Annotated in this window: 23 protein-coding genes and 1 pseudogene; 8 read left to right on the forward strand and 16 right to left on the reverse strand. The window is 58.9% G+C overall.

Annotated elements, in window-relative coordinates:
* The first annotated feature begins 47 nt into the window (after positions 1-47).
* Together ACY9XZ_RS16075 and ACY9XZ_RS16080 are read left to right on the forward strand one after the other, a co-directional pair.
* The gene (locus tag ACY9XZ_RS16075; RefSeq protein ID WP_463458031.1) at positions 48-335 is read left to right on the forward strand and encodes a DUF7553 family protein; all 288 of its coding nucleotides are present in this window, start codon (positions 48-50) and stop codon (positions 333-335) included.
* A gap of 60 nt (positions 336-395) precedes the next feature.
* Positions 396-1,706, forward strand: coding sequence for a hypothetical protein (locus ACY9XZ_RS16080; RefSeq protein WP_463458032.1), 1,311 nt, complete (start codon positions 396-398; stop codon positions 1,704-1,706).
* Between the two features lie 399 nt (positions 1,707-2,105).
* Here ACY9XZ_RS16080 and ACY9XZ_RS16085 read toward each other — a convergent pair whose 3' ends face one another.
* The 4 genes from ACY9XZ_RS16085 to ACY9XZ_RS16100 form a co-directional block, all read right to left on the reverse strand.
* Positions 2,106-2,345 carry a PRC-barrel domain containing protein gene (locus tag ACY9XZ_RS16085; protein WP_463458033.1) on the reverse strand — a complete coding sequence of 80 codons (240 nt, stop codon included), beginning with the start codon at positions 2,343-2,345 and terminating at the stop codon, positions 2,106-2,108.
* Between the two features lie 91 nt (positions 2,346-2,436).
* On the reverse strand, positions 2,437-2,805 hold the full coding sequence (locus ACY9XZ_RS16090; protein WP_463458034.1) for a DUF5789 family protein: 369 nt from the start codon (positions 2,803-2,805) through the stop codon (positions 2,437-2,439).
* Between the two features lie 347 nt (positions 2,806-3,152).
* On the reverse strand, positions 3,153-3,659 hold the full coding sequence (locus tag ACY9XZ_RS16095) for a YciE/YciF ferroxidase family protein (protein WP_463458035.1): 507 nt from the start codon (positions 3,657-3,659) through the stop codon (positions 3,153-3,155).
* Between the two features lie 1,027 nt (positions 3,660-4,686).
* Positions 4,687-5,139, reverse strand: coding sequence for a DUF4112 domain-containing protein (locus ACY9XZ_RS16100; RefSeq protein WP_463458036.1), 453 nt, complete (start codon positions 5,137-5,139; stop codon positions 4,687-4,689).
* A gap of 199 nt (positions 5,140-5,338) precedes the next feature.
* Between ACY9XZ_RS16100 and ACY9XZ_RS16105 the strand changes: the two genes are divergently transcribed.
* Positions 5,339-5,977 (forward strand): phosphatase PAP2 family protein, encoded by a 639-nt coding sequence (locus ACY9XZ_RS16105; protein ID WP_463458037.1) that lies wholly within the window; start codon positions 5,339-5,341, stop codon positions 5,975-5,977.
* Between the two features lie 167 nt (positions 5,978-6,144).
* Here the strand turns inward: ACY9XZ_RS16105 and ACY9XZ_RS16110 are convergent, their stop codons facing one another.
* Positions 6,145-7,704: an FAD-dependent oxidoreductase gene (locus ACY9XZ_RS16110; protein WP_463458038.1), complete on the reverse strand. Its 1,560-nt coding sequence runs from the start codon at positions 7,702-7,704 to the stop codon at positions 6,145-6,147.
* 93 nt (positions 7,705-7,797) lie between these two features.
* On the opposite strand from ACY9XZ_RS16110, the pseudogene ACY9XZ_RS16115 reads away from it, so the two are divergent.
* A pseudogene (locus tag ACY9XZ_RS16115) lies at positions 7,798-7,920 on the forward strand (TIGR03557 family F420-dependent LLM class oxidoreductase); the annotation flags it as partial.
* Between the two features lie 9 nt (positions 7,921-7,929).
* Here the strand turns inward: ACY9XZ_RS16115 and ACY9XZ_RS16120 are convergent.
* From ACY9XZ_RS16120 to ACY9XZ_RS16135, 4 genes are all read right to left on the reverse strand, one after another.
* Positions 7,930-8,142, reverse strand: a complete 213-nt coding sequence (locus tag ACY9XZ_RS16120) for a hypothetical protein (protein ID WP_463458039.1) — start codon at positions 8,140-8,142, stop codon at positions 7,930-7,932.
* Positions 8,143-8,150: 8 nt separating this feature from the next.
* Positions 8,151-8,420, reverse strand: a complete 270-nt coding sequence (locus tag ACY9XZ_RS16125; protein WP_463458040.1) for a hypothetical protein — start codon at positions 8,418-8,420, stop codon at positions 8,151-8,153.
* Between the two features lie 86 nt (positions 8,421-8,506).
* Positions 8,507-8,806, reverse strand: coding sequence for a hypothetical protein (locus ACY9XZ_RS16130; protein ID WP_463458041.1), 300 nt, complete (start codon positions 8,804-8,806; stop codon positions 8,507-8,509).
* A gap of 154 nt (positions 8,807-8,960) precedes the next feature.
* Positions 8,961-9,293 carry a hypothetical protein gene (locus ACY9XZ_RS16135; RefSeq protein ID WP_463458042.1) on the reverse strand — a complete coding sequence of 111 codons (333 nt, stop codon included), beginning with the start codon at positions 9,291-9,293 and terminating at the stop codon, positions 8,961-8,963.
* Between the two features lie 395 nt (positions 9,294-9,688).
* Here ACY9XZ_RS16135 and ACY9XZ_RS16140 point away from each other — a divergent pair, with 395 nt between their 5' ends.
* On the forward strand, positions 9,689-10,330 hold the full coding sequence (locus ACY9XZ_RS16140; protein WP_463458043.1) for a helix-turn-helix domain-containing protein: 642 nt from the start codon (positions 9,689-9,691) through the stop codon (positions 10,328-10,330).
* A gap of 60 nt (positions 10,331-10,390) precedes the next feature.
* Here ACY9XZ_RS16140 and gvpH read toward each other — a convergent pair whose 3' ends face one another.
* The 4 genes from gvpH to ACY9XZ_RS16160 form a co-directional block, all read right to left on the reverse strand.
* Complete coding sequence (gene gvpH, locus ACY9XZ_RS16145) at positions 10,391-10,882, reverse strand: gas vesicle protein GvpH (RefSeq protein ID WP_463458044.1); 492 nt, start codon at positions 10,880-10,882, stop codon at positions 10,391-10,393.
* Between the two features lie 314 nt (positions 10,883-11,196).
* The gene (locus tag ACY9XZ_RS16150) at positions 11,197-11,925 is read right to left on the reverse strand and encodes a helix-turn-helix domain-containing protein (protein ID WP_463458045.1); all 729 of its coding nucleotides are present in this window, start codon (positions 11,923-11,925) and stop codon (positions 11,197-11,199) included.
* Between the two features lie 83 nt (positions 11,926-12,008).
* Complete coding sequence (locus ACY9XZ_RS16155; RefSeq protein WP_463458046.1) at positions 12,009-12,338, reverse strand: DUF7344 domain-containing protein; 330 nt, start codon at positions 12,336-12,338, stop codon at positions 12,009-12,011.
* Between the two features lie 1,094 nt (positions 12,339-13,432).
* A complete protein-coding gene (locus ACY9XZ_RS16160; protein ID WP_463458047.1) occupies positions 13,433-14,200 on the reverse strand; it encodes an NAD-dependent epimerase/dehydratase family protein in 768 nt (255 codons plus the stop codon).
* Positions 14,201-14,351: 151 nt separating this feature from the next.
* Between ACY9XZ_RS16160 and ACY9XZ_RS16165 the strand changes: the two genes are divergently transcribed.
* Both ACY9XZ_RS16165 and ACY9XZ_RS16170 read left to right on the forward strand, forming a co-directional pair.
* Positions 14,352-15,179 carry a hypothetical protein gene (locus ACY9XZ_RS16165; RefSeq protein ID WP_463458048.1) on the forward strand — a complete coding sequence of 276 codons (828 nt, stop codon included), beginning with the start codon at positions 14,352-14,354 and terminating at the stop codon, positions 15,177-15,179.
* Positions 15,180-15,336: 157 nt separating this feature from the next.
* Positions 15,337-16,086, forward strand: coding sequence for a sugar phosphate isomerase/epimerase family protein (locus tag ACY9XZ_RS16170; protein ID WP_463458049.1), 750 nt, complete (start codon positions 15,337-15,339; stop codon positions 16,084-16,086).
* 116 nt (positions 16,087-16,202) lie between these two features.
* On the opposite strand, the gene ACY9XZ_RS16175 is transcribed toward ACY9XZ_RS16170, so the two are convergent.
* Positions 16,203-17,279 (reverse strand): Gfo/Idh/MocA family protein, encoded by a 1,077-nt coding sequence (locus ACY9XZ_RS16175; RefSeq protein WP_463458050.1) that lies wholly within the window; start codon positions 17,277-17,279, stop codon positions 16,203-16,205.
* A 653-nt stretch (positions 17,280-17,932) separates the two neighbouring features.
* Between ACY9XZ_RS16175 and ACY9XZ_RS16180 the strand changes: the two genes are divergently transcribed.
* Entirely contained in the window at positions 17,933-18,151 is a 219-nt protein-coding gene (locus ACY9XZ_RS16180; protein WP_463458051.1) for a DUF1328 domain-containing protein, read from the forward strand.
* 255 nt (positions 18,152-18,406) lie between these two features.
* Here the strand turns inward: ACY9XZ_RS16180 and ACY9XZ_RS16185 are convergent, their stop codons facing one another.
* Together ACY9XZ_RS16185 and ACY9XZ_RS16190 are read right to left on the reverse strand one after the other, a co-directional pair.
* Positions 18,407-19,579 carry an AI-2E family transporter gene (locus tag ACY9XZ_RS16185; protein WP_463458052.1) on the reverse strand — a complete coding sequence of 391 codons (1,173 nt, stop codon included), beginning with the start codon at positions 19,577-19,579 and terminating at the stop codon, positions 18,407-18,409.
* 191 nt (positions 19,580-19,770) lie between these two features.
* Entirely contained in the window at positions 19,771-20,019 is a 249-nt protein-coding gene (locus ACY9XZ_RS16190; RefSeq protein WP_463458053.1) for a hypothetical protein, read from the reverse strand.
* Positions 20,020-20,167 lie beyond the last annotated feature (148 nt).

Below are 20,167 nucleotides of genomic sequence, written 5' to 3' on the forward strand. Positions count from 1 at the left end.
ACCACTGACCCCGGGATTCTTTCCGTCCGGGCGGTGTACGAACCGTTATGGCACCTAGTCTCCGGCTCGCTCGTAACGCAGTGCAGTCTGCCAGTGAGCGCACAGACGATCCGACGGTCAAAGAGCAACTCGACTCCATCGAGCGGGGGTTAGCGCAGCTCTCCGGCGACGCGGAACTCGAGGACGATCAAGAGGAAGGCGAGCGTCTGCAGGAAATCGAGCGACAACTCACACAACTGGGTGACCACACGGATGGGACCATCCGCGAAAAACTCAAGCTTGCCCGAACGGAGATCGACGAGTTCCGGCAAGAACACGCACAGGACTGGCGCTAAGCGGGTTCCCGTCTCTCGCAAGCCTCGGGCTTATCACGTAATAGGTTAGAATAATACCCGATGTCACGAGATCCACGCGCCGAGAGTCACATCACGACAGATTCGCGGACCGTCGAGAAATGGGAAGATTCGGAACCACTCGTCCCCGTCCGATTCGAACAGGACGGACAGGAGCGACTCGCGGTCGTCCACGAGTCCGATGTCGAGTCCGACTACCAGGAGCTGTCCTGGGATGAGTTCGAGCGAGAGATACGAGCGGAGGACAAGCTCATCATCCAGCACAGCGACACCGGTACCATCGACGTTATTGATCGGTCAGATGCCGTGAGCCACGCAGCGGTCGACGAAGAGACGGTCGAGCAGAAACTCACCGAGGGCAAGACGGTCGAGACCGAACTCTCCGAGCGGACGGTCGTCGAACACGTAATCGTCGAGGAGGCGACCATCGAGAGTAAGGTGGTCGACAAGGAAGGGCTCCAGTCGGCCATCGTCGAGGCCCGTCTGCTCTCTACCGAGGTCGCGGACTGCTCGACCGAGCGGTCCGAGGTTCCCAACTCGACCGGCGCCGACGAGTCGTGGTTCGAGAGCGGGACACGCGTTTCTGCCCCCCATAACGTCGAGATCGACGTCGATGAGGAATGGGAACTCGAACGCGAGGTCGTCGAGCGCCTTACCGTCGAGAGCCGGATCGTCGACACGGACGTGGCAACAGAGGATACGATCGAGACGGAAACGCTGCGGGAGACGGTGGATATCGACGGCGTCACACGGACGATCCTTGACGGTGAACTGGTTGGTTCCCCCGAGACCGCCATCGACCACGGACACGTCGAGAGCCACTTCCGCGAAGACGATGTCATCGAAACCCGCCTATTCAGACGCCAGACGCGACAGGAGAAGATGCACGTCCAACGGACCCTGACAGGTGAGATCTTGGACACCGAAACAATGACTGCCGACACCATCTCACAGAGTATTGTCCAGAGCGAAGTCATCGAGGAAGGAGAGTACGACGTCGACCGGGGATCCAGCGAGCGAACCGTGGAGACGGAGACGTCTGCGAGAGACGAGACCGGTACCGAGAACGTCGCCGAGACGGCCCGGGCAGACGTAGATGAGAATTTGATGGTTACCGACCACGACGAAGGGAAACCCGTGGAAGACCGGAAGGGCACGAAACTCGGGATAGTCGTCGAGGTGGTCGATGGCGAGCTGTGGGTCGACCCCGACCCCTCAATCGCCGACCGAATCCAGACTGCGCTGGGCTGGGGTGAGCACGACGAGGACTCCTATCCGATCCACCCGGATCACATCGCCCGCATCGACGAGGACAAAGTCGTCCTCATGGTCGATGGCAAAGACCAGGGGTGAGGTAGCGCGCCGCCCGTCGACAGCGATCTGGCGTTCACCTTCTAAACGAACGTCATCTCCCCGCTCTCGAAAGGACTCGTCTTCGGAGCCACGGACTATGAATCGCCGTCGGGGAACTCGTCAATGGCGATCCGCTCACGCCACGAGTCCGCACCAAGGACCAAACGAATGTGATAGCACGTAGTGATAGCGCTAGATCGACCGAGGCTCCCCAAATAACTACTTCGACGTCTATCTACACGGCGTGGCACACCCCGACGCTCTCGCCATCGCTGCCGTCATAGTCGTCTTCTCCGTTCTCCTCACACGCTACTCCATCGCTTTGTTCAGACGGCCGCGCTTCTCAAGATGCTTCGTTCTCGTCACCGTAGGCGGGCAGTGGTGCCGTCCCATCCGCCATCATTGTTTGGCGACGAGCCGTATCTCGTCGTCCGTGACCTCGTCGACGAGTTCCCGCTGGAGTGGGAACGTCTCCTCGTTCGTCGTGGCCCACCCGAACTTCGATTTGACTACGTCACTGAGGTCTGGATCAGGATCGACGAAGGCTGTTTCCGCCTCGTACGTCACAACGCGTCCGATCGTGTCGCCGTCGTTAACGACTCGCTTGCCGACGTCCTCCGCTGAAATAGGAGTTCCCATACCACTATGTTCGGAGCGTTCTGCAAAAGCGTTGGCCCTGTATGGACAAGCAGCGGCCGGCCAAAGGCGACTTTCAAGAGCGCTCGGGCTGCTAGTCGCCGGATCCGCTTTCGAGTTCGTCGAGCTCACGCTGTTCGTTGTACTCTTCGGATCCGGCCGCCTCACCGGTCAACTCGCGGTAGACCACTTCCCGCGCCTCCTGGGGCGACGCGAACTCCTCGTCGACCAGTCGGTCAAACACCGATCCTAACGACTCCGTCTCGTTGGGAAGGTCGAGGATCTCATCGCCGTACTCGACTGCCAGTTCCTCGGCGGTCACCGGGTACTTTTCCTCCTCGAACAGCCCACTGACCCTCGATAGGGCGTCTTCGACTGTCTCCGTGCGTTCGTGCCGTCGTTCGACAGCCCGCTTTTGCGCACGCTCCGGCGAAGGTTCAGATGAATTTGGGTCGTCTGCCATACACCCGTTTGGCCAGCAACACGCAAAGGGATGTGGCAGGCACACGCCTGCGATCTCTCATCGCCGGCATCGTTTTCGAACGCTACTTCCGGCGGTTCAGCCTCGGGCAATCCCTGCAGCCAGCGCAGTGACAGCTGTCCGTCGATCGTCGCGTGGACGAAGCCGTCATCAGAGAACGCCGCGTCAAGAGTCGTCTTGAATTGCTATCGCTGAGCGCGCACACTGACCGGAACAATATATCCGCAATTGCGCTGATCAGCGCACGGTTGGTCGGCTCGGCGGGTCGAATATCCATCCGGGCGCAGTTCACACCCGAGCAAAAATGGGGGACTGCGGCTGGGACCGGGTCAGTCCGCAGTGGCCGATTCGCGGACGTCGGCGTACTCGAATTCCTCGGTAAGTGTCGCGAGCTTTTCCAGAGCCTCTTTCTCCTCCTCAAGGGTCTCGTGGAGGATATCGCCCGCATCGCTCATGTCGAGCCGATTGGCGAGCAACGCCAGATTCCCGTAAGCGGCGATTTCGTAGTGTTCGGTCTTCTGCCCCGCGATGAGATTGTGGAGGTCGAGTACCTCCGCGTCGGGATCCTGTTCGACGAAGTTTTCGTGTTCGGTAATCAGTCCCTCAATGCCGTCACATTCCTCCGTATCCGGTTCCTCGCCCAGCATGTCGAACACCTGTTCCAGCCGTTCGATGTGGGTTTGAGTCTCCTCCCGGTGGTCACGGAACGCCTGTGCGGCTTGCTCGTCGTCCGTCTGGTCGGCCAGTTCCGACAGTGCGTCGAGGAGCTCTCCCTCGGCGTAGTAGATGTCTTCGAGGTCGTGCACGAACAGTTCGCGGAGTGTGGACATTGTCATAGTGACTGCAGTCGGATTACTTCCTCCGCGGGCAAGAAATACCGGTCTGCAGGCGCAAGCCACGAGAGGGCGCGGGGACGAGGGCCACGGCGACGACGAATACCTCGGTATAGGTGATTCCGTGATGGGTGATCGGCAGCCCCGGCCGCAACATGAGGTCAACGTCTACCAACAGCAGCCGCCCATTCTAGTAACCCAGCGGACTATCACGTCTATAATAAATTATATTTTGTATAGATAGTTCGGTTCTTAAACTTCACAGCATACACCTCCGGCTCGCCACTGCCCAAACAGATTCTGTGGAGTGATTAATGGTGCTCCGCTGATAGCATAGGTACTGGCTAAAATGGGTTGGGAGAGCGTTTGCACAGTCGAACACGACTGCGTGCGATCATCTGGGCGATGCCTTTCAACTTCTACTATATCAAGTGTGCTATCACTCCGTGTGTGTCGTGTCGTATCTACAATACGTTTCTGTCCCACGATGGTTGGGATGGTTTAACACGGGAACGTCGTAGTAACAAGTGTACTGCTGTTATTTTTTCTCGAAAACACGACCACTTCCCATCGCGACTCGACTGTGCTATTTCTCGAAACCGAACGCCAATGGGAACGTTTCACAAGCCCGGCTTACCACACCCCGATCCGACCACTGTGAGGTAATTCCTACTTACCGGAAAACAGGCGATGCGACCGCTGCGCCGACTGAGACATCCGTTCTCTCTCGTGGCAATATACAGTGTGCTCAGTAAGACCATGGCTGGCACAAATGCTTCGCCGGATAGTCCCGACAGTAGAAGTGCGAGAGTATGAGCCGCCAAAGGGACTGAATAAGCACGGGGCTGTCGACCCAACGCAAGGACTCCCCGTCTCGGTGCACGTGGATGGGAACGCCGCCGCGGTAGCGTACGGCAGCGGGGGGACGAAGCTACTGTTGTTCAAACGCCTGTCCCGGGGAGTAAGCGGACAAGTGGGGCGGTAACGCATCGTTGCCGGTTGTGGCAGGGACTCCAGGCGCGTCTCGGGATTACGACGACATCTGTTCGACGTAATCTTCGAGTCTAGAGACGTTCCATTGGTTAGGCTTCCAGAAGGCGTCGAACACGACGCCGATGACGGGTATCGATCCGATCAGGAAATCAACGAGGAGGAGCGCCAGCATCTTCCCTATCGCCTTCCGCGGCATCCCAACTCTCACCGCCTCAAGGATAATGTACAGTGACGCACCTGCTGCGACGAGGTCGCCTGCGACCGGGAGAATCCCAAGGATCGGGTCGATCCCGATCCGAAAGTTCGTTCCCGGAACCTCGACGGCGTCATCCAGGAGACGACTTACGGTCCGCGCCCGATCGACACCTGGGTGGTCCTCTCGGCCGGTGGAAAGGGGTACTGCCGCTCCGTCCCCGGACGATTCCTCGCTCTGTTCAGGCTCTATTTTATATTCTAAATCGAGTTGTCCCTCGTCGGTCGCGTTGTCCATACAGTATCTGTGGGCGACGACTACTATAACGGCTCGGCAGGCAGGCGAAAGCCAGCCGGATCGCTCTGTCACCGGCCCAACTCCCTCCGGGAGTATGGCCCAATCGCGAGTCCCCGTCGGCTCTGTGAGTGACGAGGAAACGTGTGACTTGAAAAGGCAAACAGGGGGATTTTACTCCTCGTCGTCGTCTCTCTAAGAGATGGACATCCTTGAGGGATTTATGACGGTGTTTCCGTACGTGTTCCATCCCATCACTGTCCTCGGGGTGGGAACGCTGCTCCTCATCCGCTACGAATGGGCCTTACAGGACCGTAATCGGTCGGCTCTGTGGCGTCGCGTCGGCGTCTTTCTGGGCGCGGGGCTTGCGTCACTCCTCCCTGCAGCCGCATTCATGCTCGTCACAGGGTCCGGCGTGATGGAGACGACGAAAGGGAACGCCTGGGAAGTCGATGCGCTCGTGGCCGGCGGCCTGTTCATCACTAGCCTCGTGACGTGGCTCGTCTGGCGCCGGTATGACTGGGGACAGCTCGTCCCGACCGCGATGCAGGCGCTGCTGGTCGTGACGATACCGTACGCGCTGCTCTCGCCGTTCTGGAACGTCTCCGGCCATGTCATCACAGCCCTGATGCCGACGCTGTATCTTACGCTCGTCGACCGAAAATACTGGCCGCTTTTGATCATCCCAGTCGTGATGGTCCCCAATCGCATCTACCTCGACGCCCACACGTGGGCACAGGTCATCGGCGCGTTCGTGATAACGGTGGTCGTCGTACTCCCCGTCTACTGGTTCGCCAACAACAGATCGCTGCGGCCGGCCGTGACCACCTCACTCACCTGAGAGAGCCTATGAACAGTCACCCAAATCTAGCGGAGACCACCATGATCTGTCCTGCCCGGACAGCGTCACGGCTGGCCAAGATATCCTGGATCGGAGCATGACACGGTCGTCGAGCGCCAGTTTCGCGGCGTCGTGCAGAGTCCGCTACGCGACTGGCTGCCCTCAGCTCACTCGTCAGTCGTGAACTCGTCGATGTCGTACCGATCTAGATCCTCGACAGCCGGCGTGTGCAGGACGCTCCCGTCGTAGTCGAACCGTGACCCGTGGCAGGGACAGTCCCACGACCGGTCCCCGTCGTTCCACTCGACGCGACAGCCCATGTGCGGGCAGACCGCCGATACAAGATGGTACTCACCGTCTTCATCGTGGTAGACGCCGACGGACTCCCCGTCGAGTTCCATGACTTCCCCCGAACCGCGCGCGACGTCCGGAAGCGCAGCGGACGGCGGGTCCTTGATGTGATCCTCGAAGAAGTGACTCATGGCGTGTTTGTTGTGCGAGACGAGGTCGGTCTTCGATGCACCGAAGTTGAACCGCGTCGGTCGAAAGACGTCGTCCCAGTCCGTCTCCCGCCCGAGGATTCGGTCGGCGAGCAGCCGGCCAGCCGCGGTCCCGTTCGTCATCCCCCAGCCGCCAAAGCCCGTAGCAACATACACGTGGTCGCTTCGGGGCGAGTGCCGCCCGACGAACGGGACCGCGTCGACGGACACGTAGTCCTGGGTAGCCCACCGATACGCGACCGACTCGACGTCGAACCGGTCACGCGCACGGCGCTCGAGCGCCTGATAACGGTCCTGCGTGCTCCCGCCGTGTCCTGTCCGATGGTTCTGGCCGCCGACGAGCACCATCGGTCCCTCGCTCGTCGGGAGCGGCCGGACCGAGAGGTACGGTTCCGACGGGTCGTAGTAGAGCCCCGTCGGCGGGTCGTCGCGAAGTTTCAGCGCAAGCACATAGGAACGCTTCGGATAGAGCCGGGCGTGGTAGAACGCGTGGTCGTACATCGGGAAGTTCGTCGCCACGACGACATCGTCGGCGGCCACCTGGCCGCGATCGGTCGTCACGCGACAGGAGCGTCCCGGATCGATGTCTGTCGCCCGAGTCTGCTCGAACACGTGACTCGAACCGCCGTCGATCTCTCTGGCGAGCGCGAGCAGGTACCTGCGTGGGTGGAACTGTGCCTGGTCGTCGAACCGGATAGCGGCCGCAACATCGAAAGGCAACGCCGTCGACTCGACGTAGCTCGCTGGCAGTCCGAGCTGGCGAGCGGCCTCTACCTCGTCACGTATTTGCCCGCTCATGTCGGCCGACTCCGTGTAGGTGTACGCAGGGGTGCGCTCGAAGTTACAGTTGACGTCGAGCGTTTCGGCCGTGGTCTCAATCGCGTCGATAGCGGCCTCGTTGGCGTCCGCGTACTGCCGGGCCAGGTCTTCATCGAAGTGGTCCAGGAGGTGGTCGTAGACCAGACCGTGGAGCGAGGTGAGCTTGGCGGTCGTATAGCCAGTAACGCCGGTCAGGATGCGATCCCGTTCGAGAACCACGACGGATTGCCCGGCCTGGTCGAGCTGAAACGCCGTTGTCAGTCCGGCGATACCCCCGCCGATAATAACCGTATCGGCGTGGATGCCGTCCTCGAGTGCGTCGTAGTCCGTCGCCTCGCTTGTCGCGAGCCAGATCGACGTCGATTCGCCTGGTGGTTCGTCCGTCGTGTCGCTGGCATCTCTTGACATACTGTGAGCCTCCGGTCAGATACACCAACCCACACCGTACGGACACAAAAGGGCACGGCAGGCTCTGGCATGGCGACCTCCGGCCGCCAGTGAGTCGATTCCATCGAGCACTACATTGATGCAGGGTACGACCACGTCTATCTCCACCAGATCGGCGACAACCAGACGGAATTCCTTGAGTTCTACATAGAGGAAGACGCCCCGTCGTTCGACTGAGCGTCGGTGTCAGGGGCGGGCTTCGAAAAGCGCCAGGTGGCGGATGACGTTTCGGCTCTCGACGCCGCCGGCCAACGCCCCCGGGAGGACGCCCAGAGTGCTGATAACCACCGCGGTCCGGAGGAGGTCGATGACCGGATCGTTGGATCCGCCAGGCTGGGCCAGTTCGACATCAGGTTCGAGGGGAACACGAACAGTTCGATGACGAGGATAGGCTCTCATCACGACAGTCAGGATTCGATCTTGGCGACGATCTCTTCGGCGTTGTCTCTCGCCGACTGTTCGTCGGCGTCGCTGGGGATGAGGACGCTCTGGACCAGCCAGTCGTCAGAATCCTCCCGCTTGCCAGTACGGACTTCCGCTCCTTCCTCAACGCTCCCCGCAGCGTTCGCGGCCCAGTCTGGTGTTCGAATGGTATCGAACTTGTCGGGGTCCCGAAAGCGGACGTGCAGGAAGTCTTCACTCTCTTCAACGACGCTCGCATCTGGTGTCTGTGCCATACCGTACCTCTCGGGTGGGACGGCAAAAGTCATCCACCTGCAATCGCGTGCTCCGGCGGACAACTCCCGACCGCTGTCACAGCGCTCTATGGCATCTCGTCAACGGGCGTGAAGGCCCCGAAAGTCGTCGTCATCTTGGCTATTGTGCCCATACGGAGACCGTAAGCAAACAGGACGTTCAACGGCAGGAGCACGATACCCAGCCCGACGCTCACTGCCACGCGCATCGCCGTCTCGCCGAAGTAGACAGTGTCGGCGGAGTACAGGAGAGTGATACCGATGCTGACGAGGACAGCCGGGAGTCCCGTCAGGAGAAGCAGGCGGGAGACGGTGGCAAGTTCCTCGTGAATGGTCAGCGTCTTGAAATAGTGACGCGCGATGTTCACGTCTTCGAGCGTCTCGATGACTCGCTCCAGCGATTGCTGCTACTCGGCCGGCAACTTGCTAGACTGGGCGTTGGTCTCCCGAACAGTGTTGAGATGGGGGAAACTCGTTGGTCAAGCGTGGCGAGAGAGCGCGAAAGAGCCGGTGGTTGGACCGCTACAGATCCTTCCGTGCCTGCTCGCAGATGTTCTGGAGTGTCGACTGCAACTCCTCGATATCGTTCCTGCGGGAGCTGTGTGTGGCTCGTTTGAGGATCTCGAGTTCCGCAACGCGACTGCTGAGTGCGCGGAGCGGCGCGTTGCGGAAGTCGGCTGGTATGGTCGGGCTGACTTGCAGCGTGGGGTCGTTAGCCGCGACGTGTAACCGGAATCCCTCGACACTGTCGATCCAGTCTCGGATTTTCGACGGCGGTCCGATGACGCGGGAGAAAACGAATTGGGTGATCGAGATAGTGACGGCGACGATGGTGAACACTCCGGTGACTGCCAACGTCAATGTGGTGGCGACGAGACTCGCCGACGTGACGCCGATGAAACAGCGAGGCCAGGCGCGAAGTAGGTGGTCGTCGCGTCACCGCACATCCAGTAGCCCCTGTCCACGCACCGGGCCGCAGTGACACTGCAGTGACCTTCGTGTCGTCGCCTGTCATGGGAACCAGCTGGAAACACTCCGTTATAATATGCCGGGTAGCAGTTGCAGGGTCGCTCCCATCGCCCGCGCTTCCGCAGGCCACTCTCAGTTCGGCGACATCGCTGAATATCTCGTTAAGTAACATCAGCTTATTCGCGCCTTGTGCGTGGTTACTCGATATAATAGGAATATAGCGTCTCTGCGTGAAAATATGCTCCGTGTAGTAATACCCGTACTCGTCGAATGACTCTCGTATGGGAACCATTGTTGATGCAACGGTCTCAGCCAACCAGTTTGCCCTCCAGAAAACGTTCGACAGGATGCCGGAGACGGAGTTCGAGACCGCGCCGATTGTCGCCAACGATGGCGAATACGCCCTCCCCTTTGTCTGGGCGTCCGGGCCTGACATGGAGGGCCTCCACGAGACGCTCCAGGACGATCCGTCCACCAGTGACGTCACGCGGCTCGTCGAGCAGGACGAGAAAAGTCTCTACCGGATCCGCTGGCAGACCCGCATCCGACTCATCGTCCACATCCTGGAGCTGGAACACGGGCGGTTGCTGAACGCGTGTGGACAGAATGGCCAGTGGAACCTGCGAGTCCTGTTCCCGTCCCACGATTCAGTGTCCGAAATCTATGAAATCTGCCAGGACTACGGCATCGATCTTAAGATCCACCAGGTCAAAGGCATCGCACAATCGATCGACCGGAGCGGCTCAGACCTCACCGACAAGCAGCAGGAGGCCCTAAGCGCCGCGATCGACTCGGAATACTACCACATCCCACGGGAACGCAGTCTGGAGGAACTCGCAGCGGACCTCGACATCTCCCATCAGGCGCTCTCCGAGCGACTCCGCCGCGGTCACCGAACGTTGATCGAACAGACCCTGCGATAATCAGTCCGAATGGCTCGACCGCACGCGGAGCCGACGGCGGCTATCCTCCCCGTGGACGGGTTATTCGCCCACATCGATTCGCGCCTCCAGGATATCGTTCGTGAGTGAGACGTCAGTGATGGTCGTCCGGTCGTCCTCGATCGGGACCCGCCAGACGAACCTGTCGTCGATCGTGAGCACGAGCGAATCGTCGGCAAGGTCGACTTCAGTCGCGTGGTCGTTCCTGACGACGCCCTGAAGATCGGCGATGACGATTAAACCACTCTCCGTCTCGCGGGAGTCGAACAACGGTTCCCCACCGTCACTGGCTATTGGCCGCCTCGTCGAAGACTCGGCCGACTCGTCAAGCGAGGGGTGTGGAATCGTCGTGTAAATGACGGTTTGTCCGTCGCGTTCGCACTGGCTCGCACCTCGATACAGCTGGATGCACTGTCGGATTGTAAGCAATAGTGCAACGAACGAGGCCACGTCGGGAACCTCTCGACTGGCATCGCACCCGGCATCGGGCGAGATTCTCGGTCGCGCCGCGTGATATTTGGGCGATTGAGTCATAACTACCTCCTGGGTAACGGTTGGCCACAGTAATACTCCCCCCGTGGGCATGCAAGGTGGCGGTGGGGAGTAGGAGCGAATATCACGACACTGTCGGATATGGCGACTATGCCGTCGACGCCTCTGCTCGAGAGCCGGGGTTTTCTACGCTTCACAGCCCCGATCAGACGTTACGGATGCGGACCTCGTGGTCAGTTATCACACCCATCGGGCGGCTGCAAGCCTGCCGCGTCGGACGTACCAGCGGCGACCCCGCCGCGAAACCGAGGGCGGTCGTCCCGGTCACGCAGCGCGGCCAGCGGTTTCGTAGCGGTTTACTCGTACTCCGCCTGGGCGAGGGGCAGTCCGTCTACCTGTCTCTCGGACGCGGACTCGGTATCGATGGGGCCGCCGAAGTCCTTCCCGAGACTGTTTATCGTCAATTCCTCGTGGGCGCGCCGCAACCGTTCGGAGAGCGCCTGGTGAGAGATCCCCAGCTGTCGGGCGAGTTCTTTCAGTTTGATCTTCCGAGGAATGTCGTAGTATCCTGCTTCGTAGGCAGCCATGACTGTCTCGTACTGCTTCTCGGTGAGATGGAATCGGTCAGGGGCGAACGCCTCCGAAAGCGAGTAGATGCGTTCGACCTCGAAATCCCTCCCCAGATCGGCACACTCCTGCTCGACCGCATCGAAACATTCCGTGCACGGATAGACAAGTCGTAACTGCCACTCGCTGCCGCTGGAGTACGCGTCTAAAAGCGCCGAATCAGCTCTGTTCAGGAGGGTCTTGAACAGCACCTGCACACTCGTCGCCCAATGGATTTTGAACAGGTACTCGTCGTCAAACTTGCTTATGACCTCCGCATCGGCGACGGTCGGGTCATCCTGTAGCGACTCGAAAACGCCGTCGAGGTCCATCCCCGACCCCCACAGGAACGATATGCTGTCCTCGGACGTCGTCGCGATGGCCCGACCGATTTCGAAGCCTGCGCGGGGGTTGTCCGCCAGGGACTGGGCCAGTGCGAACTCTTCGGCCGGGATCCGAAGATTGACTACAGTATTCATGATTCTATATTTACAAGACCGTCAGCTTGCATAACGATGCTGCCTAATCGTTAAGCGTCTAACAGCGGCTCACACGGAACGGGCTACCTCGCTTCTGGAATAGTCCTCGCGAGCTGTGCCATCGCTGCAGCCGCCCTGAGACTGACCTGCTTAGTCTCTTCGTCGTAGTCGATGAGCCCGGCGTCGTCCAGCAGCGGAAGGTGAACGTGGTGTAACCGGACCAGAATCGTCTGAGAGCTCCAGTTGCCGGTACCGGAATAGTATCGGTCGATGTCGTTCGCCAGTTCGCCCAGCGTACTCTCGATTGGGCCGTGTGTGACGCCGAAGATCTCGATGACACACCGGCGCATCTCGCTTGCGAGTATCTCGTGTCTCAGCGTTTCGGTGAGGTTCTCGGGGATGTGGTGGATCATAGTCCTCTCCGTCTCGGGCGCTGACCCGATACGTAATCCCTGTCGCACCACTATTTTACAACCTTCGGCTAAAGTATTAGGGACCGACCCGGAGGGTTGGTCCCCAGACGTGACAGCGCCGATACTGCGACGTACGGCTTTCTCGCGGACCTGGAGTTGCGGTCAACTACGAGAGTCCTCCTACTGTTTCATCAGTGAGCTTGACGCTTAGAACCAGTCATTCGAGGATGCTTTCTGAGGGACTGATACTCAGGGAATCGCTTCGTTCATGCACGCTAAGAAACAGAGAGCACCGACACGGCTATGCTTCCGATGTCCTGCCGGAGATTGCTGGCCTGTTCGAGACGTAACTTCCGTGCCACCGATTTCCCGGCACCGGGATCGCCTCGAAATTCCGGTGAGACTGGCTCGTTCGTCAACATCTCGAATCCTATCTTTTGCAGTAGGTTTCGACCGGCTTCGATCCCAGGCTGAATTGGATCGACTGTTGGCCGAGTTCCTCCAGGGCGGCAAACTCCAGAACTCTGCTCTGACCGGGTACACACCGGGACGTCCGCTGTAGGGTGACTTCGTTTCGGTCTAGGAAACCAAATCCCCGAGTCCACTGCCAGTTTAATCACGTCACTTGGCAGTACAGCGTCAGAGGGTCGCCACTCGACGGTGAGCTGGCACTCCGGCAGTCTGCTCACCCGTCACAGGACTGGTAGCGTCTATACGCCTCAGACAAAGCAACGGCCTATAGTTAGGGGCGAAGTATCCGCTGGGGGTGATTTCAGATGCTTTGCTCATTGGCAGAGCGGCACCTACCGGCCCCACAAATTGAACCTTACACCCCCGCGTTTAAACACTGTGTGTTATGTAATTGATCTTGGAAAAATTGCACTCGGTTGCGACTCCCGCCACAGATAGGCTTGCCCAGCAGTACCGACGCAAGTTTCGGACACTTTGAATTCGCCTCGACAATCGGAGAACGAACCCTTTTCATGCGAGGCATGGTCCGTCACTGCTGGCACAGTCAGTAAGCGCGTGCTGGACACAGACTGTCGTAGCAAGGTATCACGGTACAGGTCGCCCTGTTCGCCGTAGACTGGTCGCTATTCGAGGACGGCCGCCGAATCGTTCTGTGGTCGGTAATCCAGTTCCTGCATCGTTTCTGTAAGAGTCAGATATCGGTCGCTGTTGGCGGAGATCCCGTGCGCGATAACCGGCGAGTGACTGATCGAGGTCCGGGTGGCCGCACGCAACAACGCTTTACAGTCCCGGTGACTGAGCCACATCGCGCGGGCGAAGCGCAAACGGTCCGCGGGCTCTGACTCCAGATCCTGCAACTCCTCCCGTGACATCAGCCATCCGATTCGAACGACGACGATGTCGAGGTCGTACCGATCAGCGTTATAAGAGCAGAGGGCTTCCGTGGCGACTTTAGCGACGCCGTAGTAGGAGTCCGGTCGCGGCGGGGTCTCCGTGTCGACGACCGCCGTCGGATGCTCGACGGTCGATTCGAACTTCGACGGATGGTCGCGATTGTACATCCCGTGGACGTGCGCCGAGCTGGCCATGACGACCCGGTCGAGGTCGTTCTCACGAGCAGCCGCCATCGCGTTCGTCACAATCCGGAGGTCCGCCTCCTCACTCTCACTCCAGTCCGAACGATCATCCGTCATCCACGCGAGGTGAATGAGCACGTCTACACCGTCGAGTGCATCGACGAAGGCGTCTCGATCCGTAGCATCGAGCAACTCACTGTTCATCCCGTCGTGATCATGGTGTGTCAACAAGGTGAGTTGCTCTCGGTCGAACGCGTCGGCGGCGACGCGGCCGACTTGGCCGGCCGCGCCAGTAATCGCGACGTGCATGTCCATCCGGTTATCGTTCCAGCATTGTAACTTGATGGTGTGGCAACGAAACCACGAGTCAAAACGACCGAGGTATGCCCCGGAGATGACGCCCGTTTTCGGTGGATTTCCGTACTAAGTACTATATACTATTCAGTCGTTCCGGAAAGGCACTACTATGGAGAATCTTTCGGGTGTCGTCACCCTCAGCGAGGATGGCTGGACGGACGCTTTCCGACGGCTCGATGAACAGCAGGGCGGTATCGTCTGGGTCCCACCGGGAACCCACGACTGTGACCCGACGACTATCGACCTCGCCGACTACGACGCGCTCGGTGACAATGTCGCGATCCGCGGCGCAGGACTCGGGTCGAGCATCCTCGACTTCGGCATCGGTGAGGGCGACGGGTTCTCACTCGTCGATTCGAGCGGCGGCGACCGCTTTTACCTCGCGATTGAGGGCGTTCGGTTCCAGGGCGAGCGCGACGGCGTACTCTTCCGACTGGGGGCTGATTCGTGTGCCGACGCGTACAACAGCTGTCAGCTGTCGTTTGCGACGAACAATGGGTCGCCCGATGCGACCGCCGCCTGTCGGCTCAATCACGTCCTCAACACCCGCCACTTCGGGGTTCACAACTGCCTCGGCGGCACCGCACTCGAACTCAAACAGTTTCAGTTCGGAGGGATTACCGGATCGGTCAGCAGTAGACAGGGCCTCTCAATGGACTTCCAGGGGTACTCGATGGCGAACGTCGTGGAGTGGCTCAACGTCGAAGCCTGCGCCGACGGCGTCAGGATCGCCGGCGAAAATAGCGGTATCAACCGGTTCGGGATGCTATACGGTGCAAACGTCCATGGAACACTGTGGCGACACGAGGTACCGGTAGAGACGCGCATCGACGCGGCGTTTGTCGGGAGTAACATCGAGCGGGTCGGACAAACGACCGCGGGATCGGTCTCAGTCGGCATCACGAATGACTCGGCGTCGGCGTTCAAACGGGAGTGATAGTTCCCTGTCGGGTCAGTTCGCCGGCGAACCAGTTCTCTGCGCGTACGTGGTTTAACTGTCCCATAACTAACCGATAACGAGACAACACACTGACGATGCACTGCCAGGTATATTTACAGGCCTCAGAGCACGGACAGTCGTTCCGAGGGAAGCGATGAACGATCCAGCACGCCAGTACGAACTCGGCGTCCAGAGTTTCACATATCGTGATTTCAGTGTGCCCGAACTGTGCCGGGAACTCGGAGACACAGACGTCTCGGCTATCGAACTGTGCCACGAGCACGTCACGCCCGACGTCGAAGGCGAAGCACTTGATTCGATCCAGCAGGACCTCGCAGACGCCGGTCTCGACATCTGTGGCTACGGTGTCGTGGGGTTCGACGCTGACGACGACGAAGGAGACATCCGGGAAACTATGTCGATGATCGACCAGTTGGGGGGTGAGTACTGTTCACTCGAGTTCCCACCGGCTGATGACGCCGTGCGCAAGCGATTGCTCTCCGTCGGCGCGGAGTTTGACCTCGATCTGGCGATCCACAATCACGGTCCGGGTGAGACCTACTCGACTGTAACCGATGTCACACGTGTCCTCGACAAGACGGACGATACCCGGCTGGGGGCCTGTGTCGACACCGGTCACTTCTTCCGATCCGGGGAGGCCCCCGCCGACGTGTTCCCACGTCTCGGCGAGCGCGTCCTCGCGCTCCACGTGAAAGACTTCGTTGATGAAGAAACAGAGGTCGTTCCAGGGACCGGGCAACTGGATATCCCTGAGTTGCTCGACATGCTCGACGAAGAGACAGAGCTGGCACAGCCGCTCATCATCGAGTACGAGCTCGACCCGGACGATCCGACGCCGGCTGTCGTCGAAGCGGTCGAGGCGTTTCAGCGAGCAATGGACTAGCCGGTATTCGTCAAAGAAGCCCTACAAACCTGCTCACACGGAGTGCTGTAGATGATTTCCGAGCGTTGCCGACCCCAGAATCATCACATACTCGGAACTTGCTACACCAATCCCTCTCAGTTGCTGCTCGAAGAGGCGGGCGAAAGCTGTCCGTCCGCGACCATCGATTCAAGCGGATTGTCGTCGATATCCAGCGGCAGATCGACACGACCGCGGCGACGCGCGGACTCGTAGCCGGCAAAGATGATCTCGGTCGCATTGAGTGCGTTCTTCGCGTCGAGTTCCGAGCGACGCCCGGAGTCGAGTGCGTCGACGATGTCTTCGATCGCCCGGGCGATACAGTTCGTTCCTGGGGCCATTTCCTCGAACGTCAGTTCCTCACAGGTGTCCGAATCAGTGGTGTAAACATTGACAGCGAGCTTGTCGGTCAGATGCACATCGATGAAACCTTCGCTGCCGACAAGTCGCCAGTCACTCTCGGCGATGTCGGCGGCGGGACCGGTCGCGGCCCTCCCGTAGACGCCGTTATCGTACTCCCAGCACGCGAGAACTTGATTCTCATTGTGCGTGCCAAACCGGATATCCTCTTCCTGGTAGTCCAGCTGGCCGATGACCCACTTCGCGCCGTGTTCATCGTTGAAGTAGTTACACATGTCAACGGCGTGGGTGCCGTTGTCGAAGAAGTTGCCCCAGTTGTACTCGATACTACGGAGGTCACCGATCACACCGTCGTCGAGTCGCTGTTTCGCGACCCGGAAGGGATCGCCGAAACGACGCATGTGGTTGAACGTAAGCTGGACGCCCTCGCGCTCGCAGGTCTCTGCCATTCGGCGGCTGCCGCCCCATGTGAGCGACATCGGTTTCTCGCAGTGGATCGCATCGACGACGCCGCTCTCTGCGGTCCCGATGACGAGATCTGCGTGGGTCGCGGGCGGCGTGCAGATGCTGACAATGTCGGGTTCCAACGCGGCAAGCATTTCTTCGTAGTCGGTGAACTCGCCATCAGCCGGAATACCGAACTGCTCGGCGAACGCACTGGCGTTCTCCGCAACGATGTCCGCACAGCCGACAAGTCGACAGTTGTCAAGTTGCTCGTAGGCTTCGGCGTGACGGTAAGCCATCGCAAACCCATCGACGGAGGGTTCATCAGGGTTGGCTCCCGTTCCGATAAAGGCAATGTCGAACGTCGTCATGATTGGGTCACCCCTTTCTTAAATTGCGAAGAGAACTGTGGTACTCCCCAGCGCGGTACTGATTTCTCGGTTAATGTCGTATTTATCGTCGCGGCCAACGGTTGGTTGCTGTTCATACTACCGCCGAAGGGGTTTCTAAATATACTCATTATTTCCGTGTGCCATCTATTCACATCTGACTAGTGGTCAGTTACTATCCAATTATACTCTCTGACAGTGGTGAGTAAGGCAACCCAAGGTTCACTTTGGATTAGATTACCAATACTATCAATTTGGTAATTAATTCTTATCAATCAATTAGCGAAGAGCCACACCGAGCCGGAACTCAGAGTGAATTTAGATAGGGTCTACGAATGTATGAATCAGGGTTGGCGAACAAAATCCTTCGTTACGGAGTGTCACATATGATCCTGTTCGTCCTGGGTACGAGCGTACTTGGTGCAGTGCTGGTGACCAGTGTGTTTTCGGAGCGGATCGACAGGTGGGTCGCGGCGTACGCGATGACACGTTGGCATCAAATATCACTGCTGTCGCCCCACAGAGAAGCCTTCGACCTCGATAGACGGGGTATTCGGCGAGAACTACGCCGCTCCGAAAGATCCACTGGAGCATGTCCCCCAAAGTATGATATGTCTCCGTCTTGAATTGACGATATGGCACTCGCACAGCTAGCCACCGGTAGCCTGCTCACAGTACAGAACGTATTCCTCCAGTTTAGCGGTGACCTCATCGGTCTCGCGATACTATTCCTGGTTCTCGCGCTCGTCGCGGGAGTACTAGGCGCGAGTGGTGTCGCTGGACTCAGTATGGACATTGCGAAGTGGCTCGTCATCATCTTCGTCGTGCTCGCTGTCGTCAGCTTCCTCTTCTGACCAGAACGGAATTGGATTCGAAGCAGCCGTGGGAAGTTAGTCAAGACACCTCGTGTAACGGCGTATCGAGGCTTCTTTTCGAGAGAATAGGAGGACAGTGATGGGTTTTCAATCATCAGCAATACGAGCCATCCCATTCGTCGGCGAGGCGGAGGTTGCCACACCCGCTGCACTGATGCGGTCCGTCGCTCGTTCGAATACTGCAGGCGTCATCCGCCAGTCGGTGGATCGGCCGACGACGAAATGGGATTCAGGTCAACCCTGGGCCGAATCCAACTCATCAGTATCCGATGTGCCCGTGTCGGTATCGTCTTCCTGTATCTCCTCCGCGTCCGCACCGGTTCCTTCAGCAATGCCGGGTTCCGACTTGATAGGGTCGCCGTGGAGGAGTTCGGGAAGGACGATCCGAACCGCTTCAAGTATGAGAACGAACACGATTGGCAAAAAGAAGAATCCGTACCACCCGAACAGGATGGGACCGAGTATATACGCGAAGAGAAGGACCATCGGGTTCAGTTGTCGCCCAGAGATGTACGGCTGGATGAACGACTGCGGGAGGATGTCGAGTACGAGAAAGTAGCCGACGAGGACGGCCCCAACGAAAACGAAGCGGCTACTTCCGGTCTGTGTTGTACTGATGGCGAGGTACCCAACAACGGGGAGATACACCACTTTGCTCACGACGATGGGGATGAGGCTAGTGACCCCTGTCAACACTCCGAGCGTAAACACCATCGGAATCTGAGCCTCTTGTGGCGCAACGAGGTTGGTCGTCGCGTAGACCGCTATTGCCAATCCTGACATGAAGAGGACGAACAGGAAGTTACCGAAAAATATGGATTCGAGATCAGTATCCACTGCCAGCGCGTAGGAGTAGATGGTCTCGTCCGGCCCACCGACGAGTTCGGCGAACGCCTCCGAGAGCGCATCGTCGTACACGAGCAACGCATACGCCAGGGTCACGATGAGCCCAAGTACGAGGGCCGTCCCGAACAGCAGGTCGAGGACGTGTAACCCCTGCTCGACAGCAGTCCCGAAAAGCAAATCCGTGAGTTGGTCGGCGGACGGCGGATCTCTGAGCAACTCCCCTGGACTGCTCTCTTCGACGTCGACGCCGACGACTCGCGACGCGAGCCTCGAAAGGACACTCCCCTCAAACTGCCGCTGAACTTGCTGGAACATCCGAACACCAGCATAGAGTGTGAGCAGTAATATCGGAATAAGAACGGTGAGTACCGTTAGCCCGGCGGCCATGCGCTTGGATTCGACGACCCTCTTGAAGCGAGAGCGTATCGGCCGGGTCGCGTAGTATCCGAACAGACCGAGAACGAGTATCTCGATGAACGAGTATGCGATAAAAATCGCTGCAGCCGCCAGCACAGCCACATAGATCCACCAGAAGACGATGTTTCGATCCGGACCCGTCATAGATTGGTCGCCTCGACCTGTGGGTTCTCAGATATACTCTGATTGTCTCGGTTCGGATTGCGGGCAAAAAAGGTGCCATCGAAAAACGGTCGATAGGAGACCGCTTCTCCCACGGCGAGATGCTGTTTCAATCGCCGGACGTTCGTGCTTCCGGCAGGGTTCGTGCTTTCGATATCCATCCCCGATACTTCTTATCGTCGTGGTTGGAGGTGAAGCTCGTTGTCCTCGTACCGATCCACATGGTCCCGGCGAATTTCGTGGGTTTCGTCATCGTCGGACCAGCCAAGCAGGTCTTTGATTTCGTCAGTCAGACTATCGTCGTCGCTGGACCGCTCTACGGTTGCTCGGTCGTTATCGACCTCCCGGACCCGTCCGATCCGCTGTCCGTCGGATGTAACTACACGACTCTCTCGGTCGTCGTCGTTGAATGGTCGGTCCATGCCCTTGGTAGTACACATCGAGGGGTCTTGAACCCGGTGGGAAATTGTCGAGTTGGATAAATTAATGACACTTCCCAGGCGGACCCCATGTATCCAGAACCCGGGACGATCTTCGCGAAAGTATACGTCGTTCGTTTCACGCGGACTC

Source organism: Haloarcula sp. HT12 (assembly GCF_055271655.1).